At 69.1% G+C, this 23014-nt stretch carries 33 protein-coding genes; all 33 read left to right on the top strand.

Going from position 1 to position 23014, the window contains the following annotated elements:
- The first annotated feature begins 109 nt into the window (after positions 1-109).
- The gene (locus ACLBWP_RS03455; protein ID WP_447654067.1) at positions 110-316 is read left to right on the top strand and encodes a hypothetical protein; all 207 of its coding nucleotides are present in this window, start codon (positions 110-112) and stop codon (positions 314-316) included.
- Positions 313-696: a hypothetical protein gene (locus ACLBWP_RS03450; protein WP_447654066.1), complete on the top strand. Its 384-nt coding sequence runs from the start codon at positions 313-315 to the stop codon at positions 694-696. The genes ACLBWP_RS03455 and ACLBWP_RS03450 overlap by 4 nt, the downstream gene beginning before the upstream one ends.
- On the top strand, positions 693-995 hold the full coding sequence (locus tag ACLBWP_RS03445) for a hypothetical protein (protein WP_447654065.1): 303 nt from the start codon (positions 693-695) through the stop codon (positions 993-995). The genes ACLBWP_RS03450 and ACLBWP_RS03445 overlap by 4 nt, the downstream gene beginning before the upstream one ends.
- Entirely contained in the window at positions 992-1696 is a 705-nt protein-coding gene (locus tag ACLBWP_RS03440; protein WP_447654064.1) for a DUF7341 domain-containing protein, read from the top strand. Before ACLBWP_RS03445 ends, ACLBWP_RS03440 begins: the two co-directional genes overlap by 4 nt.
- Positions 1697-1712: 16 nt before the next feature.
- The gene (locus ACLBWP_RS03435) at positions 1713-2003 is read left to right on the top strand and encodes a DUF7352 domain-containing protein (protein ID WP_447654062.1); all 291 of its coding nucleotides are present in this window, start codon (positions 1713-1715) and stop codon (positions 2001-2003) included.
- The gene (locus tag ACLBWP_RS03430) at positions 2000-2215 is read left to right on the top strand and encodes a hypothetical protein (RefSeq protein ID WP_447654061.1); all 216 of its coding nucleotides are present in this window, start codon (positions 2000-2002) and stop codon (positions 2213-2215) included. Before ACLBWP_RS03435 ends, ACLBWP_RS03430 begins: the two co-directional genes overlap by 4 nt.
- Positions 2212-2775, top strand: a complete 564-nt coding sequence (locus ACLBWP_RS03425) for a hypothetical protein (RefSeq protein WP_447654060.1) — start codon at positions 2212-2214, stop codon at positions 2773-2775. The genes ACLBWP_RS03430 and ACLBWP_RS03425 overlap by 4 nt, the downstream gene beginning before the upstream one ends.
- Positions 2775-3458 carry a hypothetical protein gene (locus ACLBWP_RS03420; protein WP_447654058.1) on the top strand — a complete coding sequence of 228 codons (684 nt, stop codon included), beginning with the start codon at positions 2775-2777 and terminating at the stop codon, positions 3456-3458. Before ACLBWP_RS03425 ends, ACLBWP_RS03420 begins: the two co-directional genes overlap by 1 nt.
- Positions 3455-3967 (top strand): hypothetical protein, encoded by a 513-nt coding sequence (locus ACLBWP_RS03415; RefSeq protein ID WP_447654057.1) that lies wholly within the window; start codon positions 3455-3457, stop codon positions 3965-3967. The genes ACLBWP_RS03420 and ACLBWP_RS03415 overlap by 4 nt, the downstream gene beginning before the upstream one ends.
- Positions 3967-4386, top strand: a complete 420-nt coding sequence (locus ACLBWP_RS03410) for a hypothetical protein (protein ID WP_447654056.1) — start codon at positions 3967-3969, stop codon at positions 4384-4386. The genes ACLBWP_RS03415 and ACLBWP_RS03410 overlap by 1 nt, the downstream gene beginning before the upstream one ends.
- On the top strand, positions 4386-4763 hold the full coding sequence (locus ACLBWP_RS03405) for a hypothetical protein (protein ID WP_447654055.1): 378 nt from the start codon (positions 4386-4388) through the stop codon (positions 4761-4763). Before ACLBWP_RS03410 ends, ACLBWP_RS03405 begins: the two co-directional genes overlap by 1 nt.
- A gap of 789 nt (positions 4764-5552) precedes the next feature.
- Positions 5553-5759, top strand: a complete 207-nt coding sequence (locus ACLBWP_RS03400) for a hypothetical protein (RefSeq protein ID WP_447654054.1) — start codon at positions 5553-5555, stop codon at positions 5757-5759.
- An 11-nt stretch (positions 5760-5770) separates the two neighbouring features.
- Positions 5771-5977 (top strand): hypothetical protein, encoded by a 207-nt coding sequence (locus tag ACLBWP_RS03395; RefSeq protein WP_447654053.1) that lies wholly within the window; start codon positions 5771-5773, stop codon positions 5975-5977.
- A 34-nt stretch (positions 5978-6011) separates the two neighbouring features.
- Positions 6012-6992, top strand: coding sequence for a hypothetical protein (locus ACLBWP_RS03390; protein ID WP_447654052.1), 981 nt, complete (start codon positions 6012-6014; stop codon positions 6990-6992).
- A gap of 1 nt (position 6993) precedes the next feature.
- Positions 6994-7137 (top strand): hypothetical protein, encoded by a 144-nt coding sequence (locus ACLBWP_RS03385; protein ID WP_447654051.1) that lies wholly within the window; start codon positions 6994-6996, stop codon positions 7135-7137.
- 1 nt (position 7138) lies between these two features.
- A complete protein-coding gene (locus ACLBWP_RS03380) occupies positions 7139-7432 on the top strand; it encodes a hypothetical protein (RefSeq protein WP_447654050.1) in 294 nt (97 codons plus the stop codon).
- Positions 7433-7589: 157 nt separating this feature from the next.
- The gene (locus ACLBWP_RS03375) at positions 7590-7991 is read left to right on the top strand and encodes a terminase small subunit (protein ID WP_447654049.1); all 402 of its coding nucleotides are present in this window, start codon (positions 7590-7592) and stop codon (positions 7989-7991) included.
- Positions 7921-9756: a hypothetical protein gene (locus ACLBWP_RS03370; RefSeq protein WP_447654048.1), complete on the top strand. Its 1836-nt coding sequence runs from the start codon at positions 7921-7923 to the stop codon at positions 9754-9756. Before ACLBWP_RS03375 ends, ACLBWP_RS03370 begins: the two co-directional genes overlap by 71 nt.
- Before the next feature lie 16 nt (positions 9757-9772).
- Positions 9773-11122, top strand: coding sequence for a phage portal protein family protein (locus ACLBWP_RS03365; protein ID WP_447654047.1), 1350 nt, complete (start codon positions 9773-9775; stop codon positions 11120-11122).
- A complete protein-coding gene (locus ACLBWP_RS03360; protein WP_447654046.1) occupies positions 11119-12372 on the top strand; it encodes a head maturation protease, ClpP-related in 1254 nt (417 codons plus the stop codon). The genes ACLBWP_RS03365 and ACLBWP_RS03360 overlap by 4 nt, the downstream gene beginning before the upstream one ends.
- Positions 12372-12728 (top strand): capsid cement protein, encoded by a 357-nt coding sequence (locus ACLBWP_RS03355; protein WP_447654045.1) that lies wholly within the window; start codon positions 12372-12374, stop codon positions 12726-12728. The genes ACLBWP_RS03360 and ACLBWP_RS03355 overlap by 1 nt, the downstream gene beginning before the upstream one ends.
- A 16-nt stretch (positions 12729-12744) precedes the next feature.
- Entirely contained in the window at positions 12745-13656 is a 912-nt protein-coding gene (locus ACLBWP_RS03350; protein WP_447654044.1) for a phage major capsid protein, read from the top strand.
- A gap of 2 nt (positions 13657-13658) precedes the next feature.
- Entirely contained in the window at positions 13659-14012 is a 354-nt protein-coding gene (locus ACLBWP_RS03345; protein ID WP_447654043.1) for a hypothetical protein, read from the top strand.
- A 14-nt stretch (positions 14013-14026) separates the two neighbouring features.
- Positions 14027-14500, top strand: coding sequence for a Gp19/Gp15/Gp42 family protein (locus ACLBWP_RS03340; protein WP_447654042.1), 474 nt, complete (start codon positions 14027-14029; stop codon positions 14498-14500).
- Positions 14484-14804, top strand: coding sequence for a hypothetical protein (locus ACLBWP_RS03335; protein ID WP_447654041.1), 321 nt, complete (start codon positions 14484-14486; stop codon positions 14802-14804). The genes ACLBWP_RS03340 and ACLBWP_RS03335 overlap by 17 nt, the downstream gene beginning before the upstream one ends.
- A 6-nt stretch (positions 14805-14810) precedes the next feature.
- Positions 14811-15068 (top strand): hypothetical protein, encoded by a 258-nt coding sequence (locus tag ACLBWP_RS03330; RefSeq protein WP_447654040.1) that lies wholly within the window; start codon positions 14811-14813, stop codon positions 15066-15068.
- A complete protein-coding gene (locus ACLBWP_RS03325; protein WP_447654039.1) occupies positions 15068-15379 on the top strand; it encodes a hypothetical protein in 312 nt (103 codons plus the stop codon). Before ACLBWP_RS03330 ends, ACLBWP_RS03325 begins: the two co-directional genes overlap by 1 nt.
- Positions 15376-15744: a hypothetical protein gene (locus tag ACLBWP_RS03320; RefSeq protein WP_447654038.1), complete on the top strand. Its 369-nt coding sequence runs from the start codon at positions 15376-15378 to the stop codon at positions 15742-15744. Before ACLBWP_RS03325 ends, ACLBWP_RS03320 begins: the two co-directional genes overlap by 4 nt.
- Before the next feature lie 62 nt (positions 15745-15806).
- Positions 15807-16439 (top strand): hypothetical protein, encoded by a 633-nt coding sequence (locus ACLBWP_RS03315; RefSeq protein ID WP_447654037.1) that lies wholly within the window; start codon positions 15807-15809, stop codon positions 16437-16439.
- A gap of 91 nt (positions 16440-16530) precedes the next feature.
- Entirely contained in the window at positions 16531-16860 is a 330-nt protein-coding gene (locus tag ACLBWP_RS03310; RefSeq protein WP_447654036.1) for a hypothetical protein, read from the top strand.
- 65 nt (positions 16861-16925) lie between these two features.
- The gene (locus tag ACLBWP_RS03305; protein WP_447654035.1) at positions 16926-17351 is read left to right on the top strand and encodes a hypothetical protein; all 426 of its coding nucleotides are present in this window, start codon (positions 16926-16928) and stop codon (positions 17349-17351) included.
- Between the two features lie 15 nt (positions 17352-17366).
- Positions 17367-21932, top strand: coding sequence for a phage tail tape measure protein (locus ACLBWP_RS03300; protein WP_447654034.1), 4566 nt, complete (start codon positions 17367-17369; stop codon positions 21930-21932).
- 22 nt (positions 21933-21954) lie between these two features.
- Positions 21955-23007, top strand: a complete 1053-nt coding sequence (locus tag ACLBWP_RS03295) for a phage distal tail protein (RefSeq protein ID WP_447654033.1) — start codon at positions 21955-21957, stop codon at positions 23005-23007.
- The last annotated feature ends 7 nt before the right edge of the window (positions 23008-23014 follow it).

The raw sequence follows: 23014 nt of genomic DNA, 5'->3' as shown, positions 1-23014 counted from the left end.
GAGTCAAGCAACCGTGCCGCCGTCGACCGTTCGATCCGCAGGCAGGGCCTCACCGCCTGCGTCGACTGCCGACCCCTCGACACCATCCCGACCACGCAAGGAGCGTCTCGTGGCTGACGAACGCAAGTGCTACGCCGGAGACCTCGGCACCGACGCCCTCGGCAAGCACGTCGACCTCGGCGACGAGACCGTCGTCGGACCAGTCGTCGAGATCACCCACCGTGTGAACGCGCGCGGCGTGAAGACCACGCGGCTCCTCAGCGACATCGACGCACAGCGCGTGTACGACACGGCCGTGGTCGAGGTCCGCGGATGACCCGCTACATGAGCGGTGCGATCAGCGAAGCCGTCGTCCTGGCGCCCGACCGGTGGCGCTTCTACGAGGCGCTGGCCGCGAAGCACGGCGTCACGCCGGCGCAGGCGATGTCCGAGGTGCTGCGCCGATTCGCCGCCGCGGACGACGACGGTCGCGCGCGTGCTCTCGCTGGTACGACCCAGCCGGCCGTCACTCCGCGTCGTCGGTCGACCAGCCCGACGAGCAGGTACCACGACCAGATCGTCGCCCTGCTCGACGAGGGCAAGTCGGACACCACCATCGCTCGTGAACTCGGCATCGGACAGGTCAACGTATCCCGCTACCGGCGCTTGAACCTGAAGCGTGAGAGCAACGGCCGCGCGTGGGGACCGACCCGATGACCGCCGCGGACGACCTCTGGGCTGCCCAGTCGCCGGGGATGCGTCGGTTCGACACCGAGTGGGCAGCCGTCACCCGTGCCGAGCTCGACGCCGTCGCACGCGACGCTGCCGCGACAGCGCTGCAGGCCGCGTCGCGCGAGATCATCCAGAACCTGAGCGCCGAGTACTTCGAGCCCGGCGGGAAGGCGGAGGACTGGACTGATCACCGGCGCCGTGTCTGGTCCGAGGGTGTCGCCGCTGCTCTCGCGTGCGTCCGTCGCCGCGGCGGAGCGATTGCGCACGGGAGGGCTGACCTGTGACCGGACCGTCGCTGCAGGAGCAGCTGATCGACGTCGTCGACCGTCTCACGGACACGCACCCGGTCGTCACCCGCGACGAGTGCGCGTGCCGCGTCTGCGAACGGTTCGGCGGGCCGCACCGTGAAGACCACGACGGCCTCATCCAGCAGCTCCGCGCGTCGATCGTGAGCAGCATCGGCGCATCCGGTGGCGGCGGCTCCACGTCCGGTTCCGCGTCCCCGTTCGACGAGGACGCGTGGCAGAAGTACAACGCGATCGAGCGGGCCGTCAGCGAGCTCCGCCCCGACCGTGTCCCTGGCGCGTACCCGGAGCACGACCTCCGCGACTGGCGGGTCGAGTTCCTGGCGCGCAACGACGTGACCGAGCAGGCGATCCGTGACCAGCTGCGGATGCTCCGCGGCTGGGAGGTCATGATCCTCGACAAGTTCGACCCGCCCCGTCGTCCGTCGCTGTGGAACACGCCGTGCCCGATCTGCGGGTTCGACTGGTGGGTCGACCGCCGCGATAAGGAGAACATCCAGCGCCGCGTCGCCCTGACGATCACGTACCGCCCGGGCGACCTCGCACGTTCGTCCGCTGACTGCTCGTTCTGCAAGGCCGCTGGCGACCCTCGCGGCCACTGGGAGGGCCTGCAGGCGATCCACGAACTCGCGTGGGACATCGACAACGGCGTCCAGTACGGACCCGACGACCACCGCTGACCCGAGAGGACTGACCATGGCCAACCAGCACCGCACCGTGTGGAAGTACACGATCCCCGTCCAGGACGACCCCGTCACCGTCGAGCTGCCCGTGGGCGCGGAGATCGTCGACATCGCCACATCCGGACAGCCCGACACGATCAACCTGTGGGCCGTCGTCGAGCCCGCAGCCCGCCTCGAACGCCGCGTCTTCATCGTCCGCGGCACCGGACAGCCCGTCCCGGCCGGCGTCGCACACCGCGGCACCGTCCACTGGCCCGTCATCCCCGCACCACTCGTCTTCCACGTCTTCGAGGTCATCGCATGAAGCGCGCAGCATCCACCCTCGGCTACCTCGCCGGCATCCTCACCATCACCATCTTCACCCTCAGTGCCATCGCCGTCTGGACCGGCGACACCCGCTACGGCTGGCTCGCAGGACTCAGCGCGCTCGCCGCGGCCGTGGTCGGTGCCACCGCGGTCGTCCTCGCATCCCAGGCCGACGAACGCCGCAAGCAGCAGGACGGACGCCCCTGGTGAGCGCCGCGGAGGAGCGGCCGGAGTTCCCGCCGACACGCACGATCGCCTACCTCGCCGCGCTGATCACTGATCTGCCGGGCAACAGCGTCGTCGTCATCACGTCCCGGAACGGCACCTACGCGCTCGCGGAGTACGAGAACATCGTCGCCCGCATCGAGTACGAGGCAATCGCGAAGGTGGTTCGCGCAAACGGACGACAGCACACGGTCCTGACCAACGGCACGACGGTCCTCGCCGCTCAGTTCGCTGGGAAAGCCACGCGAGGTGCCGCCGCGGACCTGGTGCTCATCGCTGGACATCCCGAGGACTTCGACGACGACCTCGCACGTACCGCGACCAGCATCACCCGCGAACGCGCCGGCGCCGTCCGTTCGATCGTCCAGGACGTCGACATCACCACCGAGACCGTCCGCGACGGATCAGGCGAACCACTCCGCACCACCACGTACGGGTACAGCGCAGACCACGTCGCCCACACCATGGCCGCGATCTTCGGAGGCAACGCCACCCACGCCCACGAGACTCACCAGCCCGACGCCCTCGCCGAAGGAGACCACTGATGCACGATCCCGATGTCGTGGCGTGGAGCATCCGCACCCCGTTCCCGCAGCTCTCACGCATGTCCGAGCGTCGCCGAGTCCGTGGCGTGCAGCTCTCCTGGCCCTTCCTCCGTGTCGGCCGGCACGAGCTGTACTTCCCGTCCGCGATCACGGTGTGGCATCACGAGCCCGGGGGAGCGGACGCCCTCACGGTCTGCAAGAGCCGCTGGCAGTGGCACTTCCGGCACCTGCGCGTTCAGGTGCACCTCGTCGGTCGTCTCCGTCGCCGCTTCCTCACACGGTGCACCTGGTGTGGAGGACGGTCAACCCGTCGTGACCCGGTCAACGTCTCCCACTCGTGGCACGGCGCTCGTGCCGCCTGGTACCGCGGCGAACCCGGCCTCTACCACGCCGCCTGCTCCTCAATCGAGACCGCGCACCGCACCTGCATCTGCTCCCTCACCGAGGGCTCCTGGGACCACACCGACTACGCCGGCCGCCCCTACGGACACTGCGCCGCTTGCAACGGGTACCGCCGAGCCGACATCGCCGGTCGCGACCTCAACAGCCCTCACATAGAAGCAACCGCCCTACTCCGCAGCATCCCCACCGGACACCGCAACCCCACCATCACCACCGAAGTCGAAGCCCTCTGGGCCACCCACCGCAAGACCACAGCGCTCGCCGAAGGGAACCAGTCGTGAAGGACAGCACGAAGGATCGCCTGACCCGCCTGCTGGCGGCGGCCGTCATCGTCGGATGCTGGGCACTGCTGATCGGTGCGTGGTTCCTGTTCCTCGCGTTCCTCCGCGCGGTGTTCCCGACCGGGTGGTGGTGGGTGCAGTACGTGGTGATCGCCGCTGTGCTCTTCGCGGCGGTGTACTTCAGTCCGTCGTCCCGCCGTCGGGTGCATGCCCCCTGGCGCCGATCGGTCGCGCGCATGGTGCTCCGTGCTGCGTACCGCCTGTGGCCCGACTTCGAGCCGCGGACGACGCGCCTGTCGTTCGCGTTCCAGCAGCGTCGCGGCATGGTCGTCTACTACCAGGACTGGCAGTCCCACGGACGCATGAGCATCGGCCCCGAGGACAACCTCGGCGCCCGCCTCGTGTACGAACCGGACAGGCCGAACAGTGACACCCCGACCGATGAGTACGCCCGAGCGCACGACACCCTGCACCCGGAAGCGCACCGCTACGAAGTGGGGGAGTGCTGATGCCCGCGCCGACGCTGCAGCTCGTGAAGCACCGGCTGCCGCCCCTGTGGGATGGCTGCCGCGTCACCTGGGACCCGTGGGCGACGATGGGGACGATCCAGATCTGCCCACCACCGGACCTTGACGCCTGCGAGGGATGCGGGTCGGTCGCTGACCGCCTCCACGCGACCGGCCTCCGACACCCGCTGCCCGGCGAGACCTTCGAGAGCACCCGCACGAAGACCGGACGTTTCGGACGGCCCGTGCACCTGCCCACCACCGTCCCTGCCTGGCCACTCCGCGACCTCCACGCGTTCCGCTGCCCCGACTGCCTCCGCACCGACGTGTGGGACCAACGCACTGACGAGTGGTGGGAACTCGGACCCGAGGACTACACCGACGAAGGCTCCACCCGACCAGACGAGGGCGACCGCACGTGATGACCCCAGAGCAGTACCGCGTACTGGCGGACGATGTGCAGCACACGGTGGACAACGGCTACGAGTTCGCACCTGAGCGCGTCGTTGCCGCCCTCCGTGCTGCCGCTGACCAGCTGCAGGCGATCGGCAACGCCCGAACGGAGGACATGCCCCTGTCCGGTGGTCGCAGCGTCGACTACGACCCCGCAGCAGTCGACGCAGCGCTCTTGGGTACGCCCAACCCGTTCGAACCCGCCAGCCGCCTTCGCCCAGCGTTCATCCGCTTCGACGACGGAACCCAGCTCATCGGCACACTCACCGACATCACCTCGACAGCCGACCAAGTCACTGCGACGTTCCATCCAACACCCACGGCGCTCGCCGGAGAGGGCGCCTGATGCAACGACCCACGCCCTGGTGGTCACTGCCCGGCTGGTGGGACGAACTGACGTACCCGACGAAGAGCTGGTTCCACCGACGCGTCAACGTCCACCTCTGCGCCTGCCTCGTCCTCGGCCACCGATGGGTGTGGGCAGGCGTTGGCAGGTACACCGTCGCCTCTCGCGACCTCGAGGTCTGCGCCCGCACCTGCTGCCGAGGATGCGAACGTCACGGTCAGCGATGGATCGAACTACCAACACCCGACTGCGAGTAGACCAACACGGACCCACCACGCCCCGCGGCACCCACCACAACCACCACCACCCCAACACCCTCAGAACCACAGCGCTCGCCGCAGACTCCTGACCCAAATCGATTGGAACGGGGTACGAAAGGCTCGCGAAACACGGCCCAGTACCCTTCCTGGTCAGATCCCGGGGTACATGGGCATCCCGGGAAGTCCCAGCGAGGTGTCTGGATGGTCTGAGGGATCGGCCCAATTTCTTGCGCAGCAGCCCGTTTTTCGTTCATAGTCGTCCTTGCGAACCACCGGTGTGTAAACCGCCAGGTGGCAGGCTGAAGCCCCCGAGTCGAGTCCAACTCCTCGGGGGCTTCGCCGTTCCCGCCTCAGACCCCGGCTCGGCTGCAGACGCGATGCGGCCGAGCCGGCCAGCACTTCCCCAGCCCGCCGACACGCACCGACCGCAACGCCGCCGCCTGCCGACGCGTGAGAACGCGCAGGAACTCCGGCCGTCAGCACCCACCGCACCGGCGTCGAGCAGGGGAACACCTTCGAAGGAGCAGTGATGTCCGAGCCGATTGTCGAGCAGGTCTTCACCGTCGCCCGTGCCGGCAAGGCCATCAGCTCCTACGTCGCCGACGAGGCCGAGGCCATCAACGAGCTGCACCGCATCGAGAGCAACATGCGCGCCGCGATGCTCGAGCCCGACGTGTGCGTCGCCACGGTCACCAAGACCACCACGTACGGCGAGCCGAAGCAGGTCTCATCGTGAGTGTCGACTCCGTGACCGAAGACGAGTACCGAGCCGCGAAGCTCGAACACCTCGCCGGCATCGAGTCGCAGCTCACGCGCATCGCCGACAACACCGGACACGCCGACGTCGTGCTCGCCGAGGAGGACGTCCTCGCAGCGTGGGAGGCGCAGGGCGTCCGGATGTACACCCGGGAAGTGCTGGACATGCTCCGCAAGCTCGGCATCACCGTCGACTGACCACCGACGAGCACCACGGATCAGGGGAGCGATCATGAAGCCTCGCGGCAATGACGAGATGGCGCAGAAGGCGATGGCCGCTGCCGGCAACGCCCGCTCCATGGTCCTGTCACGCGACCCACGGTTCACCGACCTGTCTGCGCTCGTCGCCCAGGTCGTGCAGAACCTCGGCACCACGAACACCAACGTCGCAGCCCAGGCAGACGGCCTCGCCACCGCGATCAGCACCCTTGCCGCCACGTCCGCACAGCTCGGCAGCATCGCCGCTGCGCTGGCCTCGAACACCCAGGCCGACGCCGCAACTCGTGAGGCCCTCACCGCTGCACGGTCCGACATCGCCTCGAACCAAGCGAGCATCGCTGCCGCGCAGTCGGACATCGAGGACGCGCAGCAGGCCATCGCGACGACCAACGCCGACGTCATCGCCCTCGCCGACGCGCTCACCACTGCCACGTCCCAGCTCGCTGCCGAAGACGCCGAGCTCATGGCCCGCATCACCCTCGCCGAGCAGGCACTCACCACTGAGGCCACCGTCCGGGCCGCAGCGGACGCAGCCGAGGCGAAGACCCGAGCCGATGCCGACGCAGCCGAGGCGCGTGCACGAGCCAACGCCGACACCGCGAACGCCGCCCTCGCCTCAGCAGCAGACGCAGCCGAAGCGCAGGCACGCCAGGCAGCCGACGCCGCCGAGACCGCCTCGCGCGCCGCGGCCGACACAGCCCTCGCTGCCCGCGTCGCTGCGCTCGAGAACCACATGACCGCGGTCACGTCGGGCCGGAAGGCCGCGACCGTCGTCACCCTGGCCACCGGCGCCACCCTCGACGTGCCGGTCGCCTTCGACGCAGCCGCCCCGGACGCCGGCTACACGCCGCTCGCGATCGTCAGCACCGATGCGCTGATCCCGTCAGGGTTCAAGTCGCAGACCAAGGACGGCGTGACCGTCACCCTCAAGGCGAAGACCGCCATCACCCTGTCGCTGGCAGTGCTGGTCACGGTCGTGGCACTGAAGCTGTGACATGCGCGACCGCGACGACCTCAGTGCGCACCGCACACGCAGCAATGTGCGTCCGGCGGACGCGGGTGTTGCACTGACTCCGCACCCGCAGACCGTGGTCGAGATCGACCAGGTGATGGACGACATCGTCGAGGACGTGGACTGACGTGGACAACGGCATCAGCATCCCGCCCTGGTCCGGTCGCCGCCGAGCCGAAGCGCTCGACCAGGTCAAGGCGCTCGGTCGCAGGCTCAACCTCCCGTGCTGCCTGTGCCAGCAGCCGATCGACTACGACCTGCGAGGCACGGAGGATTCGTGCTCGGTGCAGCACATCCGATCGCGCAAGCGGTACCCACAACTCACCTGGGACCCATCGAACTGGGCACCAGCGCACCTCGGCTGCAACAAGTCAGCCGGTGCCGACAACGGTGTCGGCGGTCTCGGCTTGTCCCCGGTGTAGCGGGTGATATACCGGGGGGTGCTACAAAATCCAGTACAAGTCGGGTCTGGTCTGTGCCGCCGGTACCGTCCTCCCTCCCCCGGGATGAGTGGCCAAGGGGGGTCGTGCGCGCGCGTGCACCCAGAAACCCAGTCCTGTCAAGACGGAAGAGGCTCCGATGGTCGCGAAACCGACTGCCGGCCCGCTCGAGCGAGCAACGCAGCGTTCGCTGCGGAAGGCGACGCACCTGAAGGGCGACGAGTACGCGCTGCTGCGGATCGCGCTCGTCCAACTGGCCCGGAAGATCGACGGCTGGGACAACGTCGTCCAGGCCGCGAACGAGTACGCCGCCGAACGCGGCACCCGCCCCACGGTCCCGCAGATGGACAACGTGTCGAGCTCGGCGTTCTTCAAGGCCTGCGAGCAGCTCGGGCTGACGCCGGCCGCACGACTGAAACTGCCCGGCGCCGCACCCTCCGCGGCCCCGGCCGCCACGGAGGTGACGACTCGTGTCGTTGACCCAGGTGGAGACAAGTCGGCGCGGATCACGGCGCTACGGTCCGGGGTTCGTCCGGCCTGACGACACCATCGAGTCCGAGTACGTCTTCGCAGGCGTCGAACTGCTCGACCCGGGCATCCGGTACGGGTCCGCCGAGCCGCGCGTGTTCACGCCGCCGCTTCGCCCGCTCACCCCGCAGACATCGTGGGGCTACGCCGCGATCGACTTCGCCACCGACGTCCTCGAGGTCAACCTCTTCCCGTGGCAGCGGTGGTTCCTGATCCACCTCCTCGAGCTGGACCAAGCCGAGGAGCGGCTCCGCTTCGACCGAGCGGTCCTGCTCGTCGCCCGCCAGCAGGGCAAGTCGCTGCTGTCGCAGGTGATCGCCCTGTTCTTCATGGTGGTCCGCCAGTGGAAGATGGTGCTCGGCACCGCGCAGGACCTCACCACAGCCGAAGAGGTCTGGGACCACGCCGTCGCCACCATGCAGGACGACGAGTACCTCGCCGGCCTGATCGAGAACGTCTCGCTCCGCAACGGCAAGAAGGCTCTCGAACTGTGGGGCCGGATCCGCTACATGGTGAAGGCGTCGAACCGCCGTGCTGGCCGTGGCCTCTCCTGCAACCTCGTCATGATGGACGAGCTGCGCGAGCAGACGAACTGGGCAGCCTGGGGCGCCGTCACGAAGACGACGCAGGCGCAGGACGAGTCGCTGATCCTGTGCCTCTCGAACGCCGGCGACATCACCTCCGTCGTCCTCCGGTTTCTCCGCCTCATCGCGCACGAGTTCATCGGTGACCCTGACGGCATCGTCGCGGGCGACTTCGCCGCCCTCGCCGCACCCACCGAACTCGACCGGGAACCCGACGAGCTCGACCAGGACGGCGAGTTCGACGACGGGTGGGACGAGGACGAACTCGAAGGAGACGCCTCGGGCGTCTTCCTCGCCGAGTGGTCGGCGCCTCCCGGCGCCGACGTCATGGACCGCGACGGCTGGGCCTGGGCGAACCCGTCGCTCGGGCACATGGTGCGGATCAAGAAGATCGCGAAGGACGCCGCAGGCGACCCCGAGTGGGTCTTCCGCACCGAGGTCCTCTGCCAGTGGTCGGACTCGATCCTCGACGGGCCCTTCCCCGCCGGCGCATGGGAGCAGGGACGCAACGAGCCGGGGGAGAAGCAGGACGGCACCAAGTACGTCCTCGACGACGACAAGATCGTCGGCTCCCTCTGGGCGTGCATCGACCAGTCCACGGACCGATCGATCACCTACGTCGCTGTCGCCGGCATCCGCCCGGACGGCGTCGACCAGTTCGGACTCGTTGCCGCCCGCAACGGCACCGACTGGGTGAAGCAGTACCTGCAGACCGGCGACGACATCGCCGGCCGCATCGTCCGCGTCACCGGCCAGACCAAGGGCGCCCCGGTGTCCCCGCTCATGCGGGAACTCACCGAGTCCTACGACGACCCCGCAGACAGGTTCCGGATCCCGGTCGAACCGTGGCAGGGCTCGGACCTACTCGACGGGACCGCGGAACTGTTCGACGCGGTCCGCGACGTCACCGTCCGGCACAACCCGCAGCCGCCACTAGACCTCGCTGCGGCGACCGCGACGATGAAGACCCTCGGCTCCGGTGCGTTCCTGATCGACAGGAACAACTCCCAGGGCGACGTCGCGCCGCTGCAGGCCGTGTGCGGTGCGCTCTGGCTGCTCCGACAGCGAGTCGTCGCCGCACCGCCCGCACCGCCGGAACCCGCCGCAGTCTCACTCGGCTCCGACTTCGACCCCGACGACCCCGACTGGGGCAGCGGGTCCCTGACCAGCGACCTCAACGACATGGGGTTCTGACACCCGAGGAGGTCGCATGCCGTTCATGTGGAATGACGACGACCACGCCTCCGCACCACGCAACGAAGCGGTCGCACCGACCGCCGAGAAGGGGTACCAGACCGAGGGATCCGCCTGGTGGGCCATCACCGACCCCGTCGAAGACGTCCCCGAGCTGCAGTGGCCGAACAACATCGGCGTGTACGAGAAGATGCGCCGCAGCGACGCGACCGTGCAGCAGGTGCTCCGCGCCGTCACCCTGCCGGTTCGCCGCACCCCGTGGCGGATCGAGCCGAACGGGGCACCCGACGAGGTCGTGAACCTCATCGCCGACGACCTCGGCCTGCCGATCCTCGGCCGACCCGCACGGCCCGTCACCCGGACCCGTGACCGCTTCAACTGGGGCGAGCACCTGCGCATGGCGCTGCTGCAGCTCGTCTTCGGCCACTCCTACTTCGAGCAGACCTACCGCATCGAACGGACAGGCGGACGCTCCCTCGCGCACCTGCACAAGCTCGCCTGGCGTCCGCCGCGCACGATCCAGAAGATCAACGTCGCGGCCGATGGGGGACTCGAGTCGATCGAGCAGTACGGCAAGAGCGACGGACCTGCACCCAAGATCACGATCGACCGCCTCGTCGCATACGTGAACGACCGGGAAGGCGGCAACTGGCTCGGCCAGTCGCTGCTCCGTCCGGCGTACAAGGACTGGGTCATCAAGGACCGTCTCCTCCGCGTGCAGGCGCAGACCGTCGACCGCAACGGCATGGGCGTCCCCGTCTACACCTCAAGCCAGCAGCCGACCACCCTGACGGCCGAGCAGCAGGTCGAGCGGGCGAAGGCAGAGCAGGTAGCCGGGCAGCGCGTCGCACGGACGATCCGCTCCGGCGACAACGCGGGCGCCTCGATCCCCAACGGGTCGAAGCTCGAACTGCTCGGCGTGCAGGGCACCCTGCCCGACTCCGACAAGCCGATCCGCTACCACGACGAGCAGATCGGCCGCGCGGTCCTGGCGAACTTCCTCAGCCTCGGCGGGGACAACTCCACCGGCTCCTACGCCCTCGGCGACACCTTCGCGGACTTCTTCACCATGTCGCTGCAGGCCGTCGCGATGGCCGTCGCCGACGTCGCCACCCAGCACGTCGTCGAGGACCTGGTCGACCTCAACTGGGGCACCACCGTCCAGGCGCCCCGCATCACGTTCGACGAGATCGGCTCGAAGCACTCCGTCACCGGAGAAGCGATCCGCGCACTCGTCGAGTGCGGTGCGCTCACCGCCGACGAGGGCCTCGAGAACCACCTCCGCACCATCTACGGCCTGCCCGCGTTCGACCCGCTGACCGCACGGCAGCGCCCAACCGTCACCCCGAGCCAGGAGGCCGCATGACCACGAAGCGCTCCGCGAACCGGTTCTGGGGTGACGCCCCCGTCCCGAAGGCGAAGACCGAGTTCTTCAACGCCGTCACCACCCCGGCGCCCTCCGGCGACGGCTCCGTCGCGACGATCCGCATGTACGGCCCCATCGACAGCTGGGGCGGCTACTGGGGGATCTCCACGAAGGACGTCGGCAGCATCCTCGACGCACTCCCCGAGAGCGTCACGCGGATCATCCTCCGGATCAACAGCCCCGGCGGCGAGGTGTTCGAGGGTGTCTCCATCCTCAACATGCTCCGCGCACACCGCGCATCGGTCACAGCAGTCGTCGACGGCCTCGCGGCCTCAGCCGCATCGGTCATCGCCGCCGGCGCGGACGACACCGTCATGTCCCCGGGCACGCAGATGATGATCCACTCCCCGTGGTCCATCACCCTCGGCAACGCGAAGGACCTCCGCAAGGAGGCCGACGTGCTCGACGGTCTCGAAGCGTCCATCGTCGAGATCTACACGGCGAAGGCCGGTCAGAAGGACTGGGCCACGCTCCTCGCCGACGACACCTGGATGACCGCCGCCGAAGCGGTCGAAGCCGGACTCGCGAACCGCGTCGCCGTCATCCCCGACGCCGGTGAGACCGAGACCGTCGGCGAGACCGACGACGAGCTGATCCTCATCCCCGACGACGAGATCCAGGACGCATCCGCCGCCCTCGTGATCCGCGTCAACGCGCGAGCAGCAGCCGCGCGCCCCAAGCCCCCGAGCTCGTCCGAGCCGGGCAACCCCAACCGAAAGGAGGACGTCGTGGCTTACGACGACCTGAAGGCTGGACTCCGCACGCGGCTCGGCATGACCGACGCCGACGTCACCGACGAGCAGGTCTTCGCCGCGCTCGACGAGGTGCTCGAGGAGCAGGCCACCACGCCCACCGGCACCACGCCGGACGGCACCGTCCTCATGGACGCCGCCGCCCTCGCCGACCTGCAGGCAGCCGCCCAGGAGGGCCGCGCCGCCCGCGCCGAGCAGGACCGCACCCGTCGCGACGGAATTGTCAACGCGGCGATCGACGACGGCCGCATCGCGCCGGCCTCCGCCGACACCTGGCGGGCCGCGCTCGACCGTGACGAGGACGGCACCGTCGGCATCCTCGGCACCCTCGCCAAGGGCGCCGTCCCCGTCGCCCCCTCCGGCTACACCGGCGGCGTCGACGAGGCCACCGACGAGGACCGCGCCTACGACTCGATCTTCCCGAAGGAGGCCCACTGATGGCCCAGTACCTGCCCGTCCACCGCCCCGGCGACACCATCACCTTCGACGTCACGACCGCCGTCGTCGGCGGCACCCCGGTCGAGGTCGGCACCGCTGACCGCTCCGTCGCCCCCGCCGCCGCCGGTTCCGCGAAGTACGTCGGCATCGCCGGCCACGACGCCGCCGTCGGCGACAAGGTCACCGTCGAGGTCGCTAAGCCGGTCCACCTGCTCAAGGCCGTCGGCGCCGTCGCCCGCGGCGCCCGCGTCGAGGTCGCCACCGCCGGTGTCCGCACCCTCAGCACCGGCACCGCCATCGGTGTCGCCCTCACGTCCGCCGCCGACGGTGCCCCCGTCCAGGTGCTCCAGGTCTGAGAAAGGACCCGCAACGATGAAGACCTACCCCTTCACCCCGAGCCAGCTGGCCGCGGCGTCCGCCGTCGACCTGCTCGCGTTCATCAAGTCGCCGACCCTCGTCGCGCGGCGGCTGAGCGAGATCCTCACCGCTCAGCAGTTCCTGGGCCTGTTCCTGCTCTCGGGCCGGTACGCGATCCAGGGCGGCGCGATCGCGGTCCCCGCGAACGAGAAGTTCCGCACCGACCGCTCCGCGACCACCGTCACGCCCGGCGCCGAGTACACCCTCACCCCGCTCTCGAGCGAGCAGTACGAGGTGTACACGTCCCAGAAGCAGGGCATCGCCACCGAGGTCACGGACGAGGAGATCGGCCGCAGCCTCCGGCAGCCCATCGACGACGCGCTGCTGTTCCTGCAGACCGAGCTCGTCTTCGACAGCAACGACCTCGCCCTCGGCGTCATCCAGTCCTCCGTCACCAACACGATCGCCGCCGGCGCCACGTGGACGAACGGCAAGCAGATCCTCAAGGACGCGCTCCGGGTGCAGGCCGCGGCACGTCGGCAGAAGCTCGGCTTCGCGGTCGACACCGTCGTCCTCAACGGCGAGCAGTACGCCGAGATCGTCCCCGAGCTGCTCGACGTCCTGCCGGACAACGACGACACCGCGCTCACCGGCGACTTCCCGACGATCTCGGGCATCACCTGGGTGTCGTCCGACGACGACGGGTTCACCGACCCGCTGTTCCTCGACCGGCGTCGTCTCGGCGGCATCGCCCGCGAGCAGATCCCGTCGCCCGAGTACCGCGCCGTCGGTGGCGACACCGGCGTCGAGGTCGCCTCGATCCGCGAGCCCAAGGCGGACAAGACCCGTCTGCAGGCCCGCAACGTCCACGTGCCCGTCGTCACCAACCCGCGCGCCGGGTTCTACCTCACCGGAACGGGGGCCTGAGCATGGCCAGCTACATCGCCACTGCACCGTTCGTGAAGGTCTCCATCGGCGCGGCCGACGGCAACCGCGTCGCCCGCATCATCCGCGAAGGCACTTCCGTGCCGGACGGAGTCGCCGACGAGACCCTCGCCAACCTCCTCGACCGCGGCCTCATCGCCGAGCTCGACGAGGGCCCCATCGAGGAAGAGCTCGCCAACGCCGCCATCGCCGCGGTCGCCGCCGACGCGAAGGTCGCCGTCGACGCGAAGGCCGCTGCCGACGCCAAGGCAGCCGAGGACGCGAAGGCCGCCGAGACCGCGAAGCCGGTCGCCGACGCGAAGAAGAGCACCACCCAGAAGACGCCGACCGCGTCCTGAGAGGAGAGAGCGCCATGCCCCCGACGCCATGGACCGAACCCACCGACATCGAAGCGGTGTGGCGCTCTCTCACCACCGACGAGACCACCCGAGCACGAGGACTCATCGGCGTCGTCGAACGCGCGATCCTCCGCCGCTGGCCAGACACACAACGCCGCATCGACTCGGAAGAGCTCAACGTCGACGACGTCAAGGACGTCGTCGTGTGGGTCGTCCTCCCGCTGCTCGGTGTCCCCGCGGCCGACGTGCCGATGAACGCGAAGTCCTACCAGATCACCTCCGGCAGCGAGTCCCGATCCGTCACCCTCGCCGCGCCCGGCACGGACACGTTCCTGACGTTCACCGACTGGATGGTCGACGTCTTCGACCCCGCCGCTGATGACCCGTCCGCAGGAGCACTGCCGCTCGTCGACGCACCGGAGTCCGGACGGTGGGAAGGGCTCGGCTGGGTCTGGGGCGAGGAGCGCCGCCATGGCCTTCCACGCTGAGACGATCACCGTCCACCGCACCGCCACCGGCGAACCCGACGCGGACGGCGTCCCGACGACCACCACGACGGCGCTGCAGGTCGACGGGTGCACGGTGCAGCCCACCGGGACACGTGAGTCGCTCGGCCAGAACGACATCGTCACCTCCCGATGGCTGGTCTCCACGACCGAGCCGCAGGACTGGATCACCGCGTCCGACACCGTCCTCTGGCGCGGCGAGACCTTCGACATCGACGGACGCCCCCAGACCTACCGGTCCGTCCTCCCGCACACCGAGTTCGTCATCACCGAAACGAAGGGCTGAGCCACCATGGCCGACCAGAACGACATCGTCACCGTCCACGGCACCGAGTACAAGCGCGGCGACGCGATCCGTCTGGGTCTCCTGCCGCTCTCGACGGGCCCCGAGAACCCCAACGCGACCCCCACCGAGAAGTGGAAGGGCGAGGAAATCGACACGTTCGCCGCCGACCACGGCATCGACCTCGGCACCGCGACCACGAAGGCCGAGAAGGTCGCCGTGATCGACGCCGCCGCGGGACGGCAGCAGGAGCACGGAACGAACTGATGCCGCGTCCGGTGATCTCCAAGAGCACCCTCGACGAAGCAGCAGCCACACCGGTCGTCCGAGCGGCGCTCCGCGCCAAAGCGAAGCGCGTCCTGCCCCGTGCGCAGCGCCTCGCCTACGCGGCCGGCGCGAAAGCGTTCGGTGACTCCCTCCGCATCGAGGAAGGCACCCGCCCCGGCACGAAGTCTCCGAGCGGCATCAAGCGCCCCTTCGTCAGAGTCATCGCGACGTCGGCGGACGCCGCCGCGCAGGAGCACGGCGACGTCGGTGTGCCAAAGCAGGCGATCCTCCGCCGGTCGGCCGGAGCGTGAACGTCCACGGCCAGTGGCCCAACGTCGAACGACTCCTGGTCGGCTACCTCACCACCGCGGTCGGCGTCCCGGTGTTCACCGAGACCCCCGCCGACCTTGAGCAGAAGACGCCCTGCCTCGTCGTCGAACGCATCGCTGGCGGGTACGGCCGCGACTACGAGAAGACCTTCGTCGTCGACGTCACCGCGTTCGCTACCACCCGTCCTGCAATGTGGTCGCTCGTGCAAGTCGCCGAAGTCGCCATGGTCCGCTGCGACCTGTTCGACACCGTCGAGGAGCAGTCCTCGTTCGGCAACGTCCCCTACGCCAACAACACGCTCCGCCGCGCCGTCGCAACCTACGGCGTCACCGCACGCCCCCAGTAGCCGCCCACCACCACCCTCAGCCGTCCGCACGCCGGGCGGCTTTTCTCGTTGAAGGAGAAGCAATGCCCGACGTGATCAGCCAGCTCGCTGACGACAACCGCAACGTCCACAAGTGGCGGAAGACGATCCTCGCGATCGCCGACGTCTCCACCGACATCCCCGAAGCGTTCTTCGGCACCGACGGCAAGCCGATCCCGCTGCCGTCCGGCTTCAAGAACATGGGCTACATCACCACGGACGGCCTGCAGCACGGCTACGACATCTCCGTCGACGAGACGAACATGCTGCAGGACCGGGAGTCCGTCCGCTCCGACGTCACCTCCCGCGGCCACACCCTGCAGGTCGCGTTCGGCGAGACGAACGGCTGGACGAAGGCACTCGCCTACGGCCTGCCCGTCGCCGAGTGGCCCACCGACAAGAACGCCGCGTGGATCTTCGACGACGGCGAGGACCGCGAGTACCCGAACTACCGCCTCTTCACCCTCGCGCAGGACCGCGTCGGCGCCGAAGCGGTGTTCCGCGTCGAGATGGGCTACCGCGCCCAGGTGACCGACATGGACGGCCGCAACCTCAACGGCGACGACGTCGAGGAAGTGAACCGGACGTTCACCTTCCACCGCGACCCCGTCATCGGGAAGTCCTACACGGAAGCCCAGACCGCCGCCGCTGGCGTCGTCGTCGTCAACGGCGGCTGACCAGCCCAAGACCAGGTGGCGGCGACGTCTGGTGAGCTGCGCCGCCGCCACCTGCCCACATCAGCTCACCGAAGCTCACTAGGAGAACACCATGACCAGCAAGGCCGACCAGAACCGCCGCACCTCCTTCACCCTCGCGCAGGCGCGCAAGAAGGTCGAGGAGTCCGTCGGCGGCGACACCATCGAGATCTTCGTCGAAGAGGGCGGGGAGCCGTTCTACATCCCGCACCCGTACTTCTACGACTCCGCCACCAAGAAGGCGCTGAAGGACACCGACGACGACGACGAGTCCGCCGCGTCCCGCGTGCTCCTCGGTGACGAGCAGTACGACCGGTTCATCGCCGCCGGGGGATCGGACGACGCCCTCAACTTCGTCATGATCGCCGTCAACCAGGAGCTGCAGGAGTCCCGGGGAAACTGACCGGGGTAGCCCTCGACGACTTCGACCGGACGGTCGCGGACCTGCCGGCAGACCACCCGGTCGCCGTGCAGGTCCGCACCGAGGTGATGCTGCAGCTCTTCGGTGAGCACCAGGAACCCGCCGACGCCGCGCTGCAGGCCCAGTACCCGCCGCGTGACCCGGTCGCCGAGTTCCTCACCGGCCGGATCACCGGTCGCCAACTGCGGGTCCTCGTCGAAGGACTACCCCCCACCTCAGCGCTGCACCGTGCCCTGAACGGGCACCACTGGACGGACGCCGAGTTCATCGCGCACAGCACCAACTCCGTCGAACGAGTCCTCCTGCACACGCTGCAGGACTTCATCTCGGAGAAGAAGGTCCCGAAGCCGCAGTTCCTGCCGACGCCGCTCGTCGAGGGCCGCTCCGTGCAGGACGACGCCGAAGCCGAGTACCTCGAGCAGCTCGAAGCCGAGATGGACGAGCTGCAGGAACGGCTCTTCGCCAACAACTAGACAGGGGAGGGCGTCGTGGCCGGTTCAGCTGTATGGCTCGACGTCCTCCCGTCGATGGCGAAGTTCGGCTCCACCCTGTCCAAGCAGGCTGGCTCCGCGGCGAAGACCGCCGGTGCCGTCGCGGGCCGTCAGTTCTCCGCCGGGATCAGCGCTGGCGCGCAGCCCGGCAGCGCGAAGGCGATGGTCGCGGAGCTCGAAGCCGCCTCCAAGCGGGCCACCCGCGTCGTGCAGGCGGAGAAGACCGCGATCCAGAAGGCGCGCGCCGACGAGAAGGCGGCGGCGGTCGGCGTGCAGGCGGCGGAAGCACGCCTGGCAGAGCAGCGGGCGAAGTTCGCCGCGACGTCCTCGCAGGCGCTCCGCGCCGAGCAGCAGCTCGCGACCGCTCGTGGCCGTCAGCAGGTCTCCGCGCTGAAGGTCGTCGCGGTCGAGGACCAGCTGCGGGCTGCGTTCACGGAGCAGAAGCTCATCACCGGGCAGCTCTCCGCGGCGCAGGCCGGAACGACGCGCGCCTCCGCGGCGATGGGATCCGGATTTTCCCGCCTCGCCGCCGCTGGTGCACCACTGTCCGCCGGCCTCGGGAAGATCGCCGCCGGCGCGAAGAACGTCGCGGTGACCGCCCTTGACACGCTGAAGCCGCTCGCCGGTATGGCGGCTGGCTTCGGCGCGATCATCGGCGTGAGCAAGGTCATCCAGCTCGGCAACGAGTACACGGCGACGATCAACGAGCTCGGCGCCGTCACCAACACCTCCGGCGCCGAGCTGGCCCGGTTCGGTGCGAAGGCACGCCAGCTCGGTTCCGACCTGACGCTCCCCGCGACGTCCGGCAAGGACGCCGCCGCGGTGATGCTCGAACTCGCGAAGGGTGGTCTCACAGCCCAGCAGGCCATGGACGCCGCGAAGGGCACCATCCTCCTCGCCGCTGCGGCGCAGGTCGACGGCGCCCGGGCGGCGGAGATCCAGTCCAACGCGATCAACCAGTTCGGCCTGTCCGCGAAGGACGCGTCGATGGTCGCCGACGTCCTCGCGAACACCGCCAACGCTGCCGCCGGTGGCGTCGACGACATCGCGACGTCGATGAAGTACGTCGGCCCCGTCGCCCGCACCCTCGGCATCAACATCAACGACACCGCGTCCGCGATCGGCCTCCTGGCGAACAACGGTCTGAAGGGCGACACCGCAGGCACGGCGCTGCGCGGCATGCTCGCGTCCCTGTCCTCCCCGTCGAAGCAGGCCGGGAAGGCGATCGACAAGCTCGGCGTCAACGCGTTCGACTCCTCCGGCCGGTTCGTCGGCCTCCGCTCCGTCATCGACCAGCTCTCCGACGCGCAGAAGCGGATGACGCAGGAGCAGTTCGCGTCGTACGCGGCGACCGCGTTCGGCCGTGAGCCCCTCGCCGCGGTGTCCGCCCTCGCGTCCTCCGGTGCGGTCAACTTCGACAAGATGACCAAGGCCGTCGGCCGACAGGGCGGCGCGGCAGCCGTCGCGCAGGCGAAGATGCAGGGCCTTGGCGGCGCGATGGACAAGCTGCAGTCGCAGCTCGAGGACATCGCCCTCGGCATCTACCAGACCGTCACCCCGGCGCTGACCGGTGCCGTGTCGGCCATCGCCGGGTCCCTCGACGGCGCCGGCACCAAGGTGCAGAACTTCCTCGACACCGCCGGAGGACTCGCAAAGCTCGCCGCCACCGGCGTCGTCTCCGGGGATCTCACCGCGAACACGAACTGGGTACCCGGGTCGCCGCAGGTGAAGGCGATCCTGCAGGCCCGCGAGATTGTGATCGGCGCGTTCTCGGACATCAGCACCTTCGTGCGATCGCAGCTGCTGCCCTCGCTCCGTGACATCGCTACGGCGCTGACCCCGGTCGCCGTGATCCTCGGCGGCGTGTTCCTCGCGGCGCTGCGCGCGGCGGCGTTCCTGCTCGCCAACGTCATCGGCCCCGCACTCGTCGCCACGACCGGGTTCCTCCGCGACCACCAGGGCGTCGTCCTCACCGCCGCGGCCGCGGTCGGGATCCTCGTCGGCGCGTACAAGGCGCAGCAGCTGGCGCTGGCGATCCTCAACGCCGGCGGCATCGCCGGGTACCTCCGACTCACCCCGCTCGTGACCGGCGTCACCATCGCCGCTCGTCGCGCGCAGGAGGGCTACGCCCTCGCCACGTACGGCGTGAAGAGTGCCCTCCAGGCGCAGGGCGCCGCTGGCGCGGCCGGTGTCGCCGCGCTGTACGCCCGGAACGCCGCGATCCGCGTCGGAGCCGCGCTGCAGTTCACCTACGTCGCTGCCACCAAGGGGTGGACGTACGCGTTGATGCTGAACCGCGGCGCGCAGATCACGAACACCGTCGCGACCGGTGTCGCGACGTCGGCGCAGTGGGCGTTCAATGCGGCCCTTTCGGCGAACCCCATCGGGCTGGTCGTCGTCGCGGTCGTCGCGGTCGTCGCGGCACTTGCGGCGCTCGTTGCGGGTGTGATCTACGCCTACAACCACTGGACCTGGTTCCGCACCGCGGTCGACGCGGTCTGGAACGGGATCCTCGTCGGCGCGAAGGCCGTAGGCGCTGCCGCGATCTGGCTGTGGCAGAACGTCTTCACCCCCGTGTGGAACGGCATCGCGACAGCCGCGACGTGGGCGTGGCAGACGGTGCTGAAGCCGACCTTCGACGGCATCATGAGCGTCGTCCGGGCGGTCGGCGCCGTCTTCACGTGGTGGTGGCAGAACGTCACGATGCCGGTGTTCCAGGGGATCGCCGCCGTCGCCGGCTGGTTCTGGAACACGTTCTCCGCGATCGTCGACCTCGTCGTCGCGATCGTGAAGTTCGCCCTCGCACCGGTGTTCACCGGCCTCGCATTGGTTGCGCAGGTCGCGTGGGCGGGCATCGTCACCTCCGTCCAGTGGGCGTGGGGGCTGATCTCCGGCGTGTTCAACGTCGCCGTCGGGTTCCTCCGCAACACGCTCGGTGCCGCGTTCTCCTGGCTGTACAGCTCCGTCGTGCAGCCGGTGTTCACGTGGATCAGCGCCGCCGTGACGATCTGGTGGGCAAGCAACGTCGCCGTGTTCAACACGGTCGTCGGGTTCCTCCGAGCAACCCTCGGTCCGGCGTTCACGTGGCTGTACCAGAACGTCATCAAGCCCGTGTTCGACGGCATCAAGACCGTCATCTCGACCGTGTGGACCTCCGGCATCAAGCCGGTGTTCGACACGATCGCGGACTTCGCGAAGAACACCATCCCGAACGCGTTCAACGTGATGAAGGACGGGATCAGCACGGCGTGGAACGCGGTCAAGGAGGCCGCGAAAGCGCCGATCAAGTTCGTCGTGAACACGGTCATCAACGACGCCCTCATCGGCAACTTCAACAAGGTCGCCGGCGTCTTCGGGACGAAGAAGATCGACCCGATCTCACTCCCAAAGGGCTTCGCCGGCGGTGGCGTGATCCCCGGGTACCAGGCCGCGAAGCGCGACGACGTCATGACGCCGATGCGCCGCGGTGAGGGTGTCCTCGTCCCCGAGGTCGTCCGTGCGCTCGGTCCGAGTTTCGTGCACGGGCTGAATGCCGCCGGGAACCGGGGCGGCGTCGCAGCGGTCCGCTCCGCTGCCGGGTACGCCAAGGGCGGTGTCGTCGGGAAGAACGACGGCGCCGACGGCGGCGGCCTCGGCGGGGCGCTGAAGGACGCCTGGAACTGGACCAAGGGCGCAGCCGGCAACGCATGGGACTGGACGAAGAACGCCGCCGAGACCGCCGCGAAGGTCGTCTCCGACCCGATGGGCACGCTCGGCGCGCTGGTCAAATCAGCGATCGGGAACATCCCCGGCGCCGGCAGCATGGTCGACGTCGCCTCAGGGATGGGGACGAAGCTGCTCGACGGTGCTGTCTCGGCCCTGAAGAAGCTCGGCGACACCGACGGTGTCGGCGACTTCGGCGGAAACGGGTCGAACGGGCAACTGCCCAAGTCGGCCCTGTCGAAGGTCTCCGGGTTCACCGGTGGTCCTGGCGTCGGTGCGATCGGCGGGTACCTCCGTTCCGGTGCCGCACGAGCGTGGGAGGCGATGCAGGGCGCGTTCGGCGGGAAGCTGTCCCTCACCGAGGGGTACCGCGACTTCGCGTCCCAGCAGATGCGGTACGCCGCGTACAAGTCCGGCCGCGGCAACCTCGCTGCGACACCGGGCACGTCGATCCACGGCTTCGGTCTCGCCGCTGACGTGGGCTCCGGCTCGCAGGCGTGGATGCGCGCGAACGGTCCGACCTTCGGCTGGTACCCGACGGGCCTGTCGTTCGCGCAACGCGAGCCGTGGCACTTCGAGTACAAGGGCGCGAAGACGAAGGGCATGGCCGCTGGCGGCGTCGTGGGCGGGATCACTCCCACCCTCTACGACGAAGGCGGCATCCTTCCCCGAGGGATCTCGATCATCGAGAACCGCACGAAGGACCCGGAGTTCGCGCTCCCGATGCGGAAGCTGCAGGACCTCGTCGGGTCCGGACAGCCCGCCGGTCCGACGTACGCGCCCGTGTTCCAGAACCCCGACCGTGCATCCGTCCGCGAGTTCGAAGCGTGGGTGCACAAGCGGGAAGTGATGGCGGGCTGACCGCTGACAGGAAGGTCACACCATGGCGACTCTGATCAGTGGCGGCCTGGTCGGGGAGGACATCGAGGACATCCTCGATGCCTCCCCGATCGGCATCGACGACTACGTCGACGGGAACATCCCGGACGGGCCCGGCGGACCCACGTCCCCGCCGATCCTCGGTCGCGAAGACACCCGTACGATCTGGTTCGAGTCCCTCGACGGGCTGACCATCCTGCCCCTGAACGTCGACGTCGACCGGATCCTCACCGGCGGCGCCACCGGGCTGCAGATGCCGCCCCTGGACGTCGTTACGATCAAGACCCCCGGCCCCGACGGTGGATCGACCGTGCACGAGGTCAACGTCCTCGAGCGGGAGATCTTCCTGCCGCTGAAGTTCGCCTCCGAGCAGTCCCACGACGACTTCCTCACCAAGCTCGACGAGTTCCGCACCCTCATCAGCACCGGCATGTGGTCGGTCCAGCCCGGCACGACCGGCTTGTTCCGCCTCGGGGTTTCTTCCTCCCGCGGGACACGGCTCATCGACGTCACCTACCGGGAGGGCTGGTCGGGTTCCTGGGGCGGCACCGAGTCCGGCACCCGGTGGGAGAAGATCGGGCTGTCGCTCCTCGCCGCGGAAGCGTACTTCCACGACCGCGACTACACCTCGTTCACGTTCCAGGTCGCCGACGGAGAGGTCTTCCTCTCGTCCACCGACGACAACGGCTGGCCGCGTGCGCTGTCGCCGTCGACCGTCATCGGCAACGGCATGCCGATGCAGGTGCGGGGCACGGTGCCGGCGTGGATCGAGATGATCGTCGACGGTCCCGCGTCGCTCGCATCGGTCACCTTCCCAGGAACCGACATCCGGATGACGTCCACCATCCCGGACGCCTCCGAGCTCGTCCTCATCACCGAACCGCGTCGACGGTCCGCACGGCTGGACGGCGCCGTCGCGTGGTCGAAGATCGCGATGACCTCCACGTTCGCGCCGCTCATGCCCGGCCCGAACCTGATGAACGTCGCCCTCGACACCTCCGGTGAGGGAACGGCGCTGACCGTCCGCTGGCGGGAGCGGTACCTGTCGGCATTCTGATCGGAGC

Source organism: Microbacterium sp. M1A1_1b (assembly GCF_053345565.1).
Note: the sequence above shows the minus strand (reverse complement) of the source record. Positions and strands in the feature narration are given on the sequence as shown.

Bases quoted from the DNA above. Each gene is read 5' to 3' on its own strand.
- ACLBWP_RS03450 (WP_447654066.1), top strand. From the start codon at position 313: ATGACCCGCTACATGAGCGGTGCGATCAGCGAAGCCGTCGTCCTGGCG.
- ACLBWP_RS03445 (WP_447654065.1), top strand. From the start codon at position 693: ATGACCGCCGCGGACGACCTCTGGGCTGCCCAGTCGCCGGGGATGCGT.
- ACLBWP_RS03435 (WP_447654062.1), top strand. From the start codon at position 1,713: ATGGCCAACCAGCACCGCACCGTGTGGAAGTACACGATCCCCGTCCAG.
- ACLBWP_RS03430 (WP_447654061.1), top strand. From the start codon at position 2,000: ATGAAGCGCGCAGCATCCACCCTCGGCTACCTCGCCGGCATCCTCACC.
- ACLBWP_RS03420 (WP_447654058.1), top strand. From the start codon at position 2,775: ATGCACGATCCCGATGTCGTGGCGTGGAGCATCCGCACCCCGTTCCCG.
- ACLBWP_RS03410 (WP_447654056.1), top strand. From the start codon at position 3,967: ATGCCCGCGCCGACGCTGCAGCTCGTGAAGCACCGGCTGCCGCCCCTG.
- ACLBWP_RS03405 (WP_447654055.1), top strand. From the start codon at position 4,386: ATGACCCCAGAGCAGTACCGCGTACTGGCGGACGATGTGCAGCACACG.
- ACLBWP_RS03400 (WP_447654054.1), top strand. From the start codon at position 5,553: ATGTCCGAGCCGATTGTCGAGCAGGTCTTCACCGTCGCCCGTGCCGGC.
- ACLBWP_RS03390 (WP_447654052.1), top strand. From the start codon at position 6,012: ATGAAGCCTCGCGGCAATGACGAGATGGCGCAGAAGGCGATGGCCGCT.
- ACLBWP_RS03385 (WP_447654051.1), top strand. From the start codon at position 6,994: ATGCGCGACCGCGACGACCTCAGTGCGCACCGCACACGCAGCAATGTG.
- ACLBWP_RS03375 (WP_447654049.1), top strand. From the start codon at position 7,590: ATGGTCGCGAAACCGACTGCCGGCCCGCTCGAGCGAGCAACGCAGCGT.
- ACLBWP_RS03365 (WP_447654047.1), top strand. From the start codon at position 9,773: ATGCCGTTCATGTGGAATGACGACGACCACGCCTCCGCACCACGCAAC.
- ACLBWP_RS03360 (WP_447654046.1), top strand. From the start codon at position 11,119: ATGACCACGAAGCGCTCCGCGAACCGGTTCTGGGGTGACGCCCCCGTC.
- ACLBWP_RS03355 (WP_447654045.1), top strand. From the start codon at position 12,372: ATGGCCCAGTACCTGCCCGTCCACCGCCCCGGCGACACCATCACCTTC.
- ACLBWP_RS03350 (WP_447654044.1), top strand. From the start codon at position 12,745: ATGAAGACCTACCCCTTCACCCCGAGCCAGCTGGCCGCGGCGTCCGCC.
- ACLBWP_RS03345 (WP_447654043.1), top strand. From the start codon at position 13,659: ATGGCCAGCTACATCGCCACTGCACCGTTCGTGAAGGTCTCCATCGGC.
- ACLBWP_RS03340 (WP_447654042.1), top strand. From the start codon at position 14,027: ATGCCCCCGACGCCATGGACCGAACCCACCGACATCGAAGCGGTGTGG.
- ACLBWP_RS03335 (WP_447654041.1), top strand. From the start codon at position 14,484: ATGGCCTTCCACGCTGAGACGATCACCGTCCACCGCACCGCCACCGGC.
- ACLBWP_RS03330 (WP_447654040.1), top strand. From the start codon at position 14,811: ATGGCCGACCAGAACGACATCGTCACCGTCCACGGCACCGAGTACAAG.
- ACLBWP_RS03325 (WP_447654039.1), top strand. From the start codon at position 15,068: ATGCCGCGTCCGGTGATCTCCAAGAGCACCCTCGACGAAGCAGCAGCC.
- ACLBWP_RS03315 (WP_447654037.1), top strand. From the start codon at position 15,807: ATGCCCGACGTGATCAGCCAGCTCGCTGACGACAACCGCAACGTCCAC.
- ACLBWP_RS03310 (WP_447654036.1), top strand. From the start codon at position 16,531: ATGACCAGCAAGGCCGACCAGAACCGCCGCACCTCCTTCACCCTCGCG.
- ACLBWP_RS03295 (WP_447654033.1), top strand. From the start codon at position 21,955: ATGGCGACTCTGATCAGTGGCGGCCTGGTCGGGGAGGACATCGAGGAC.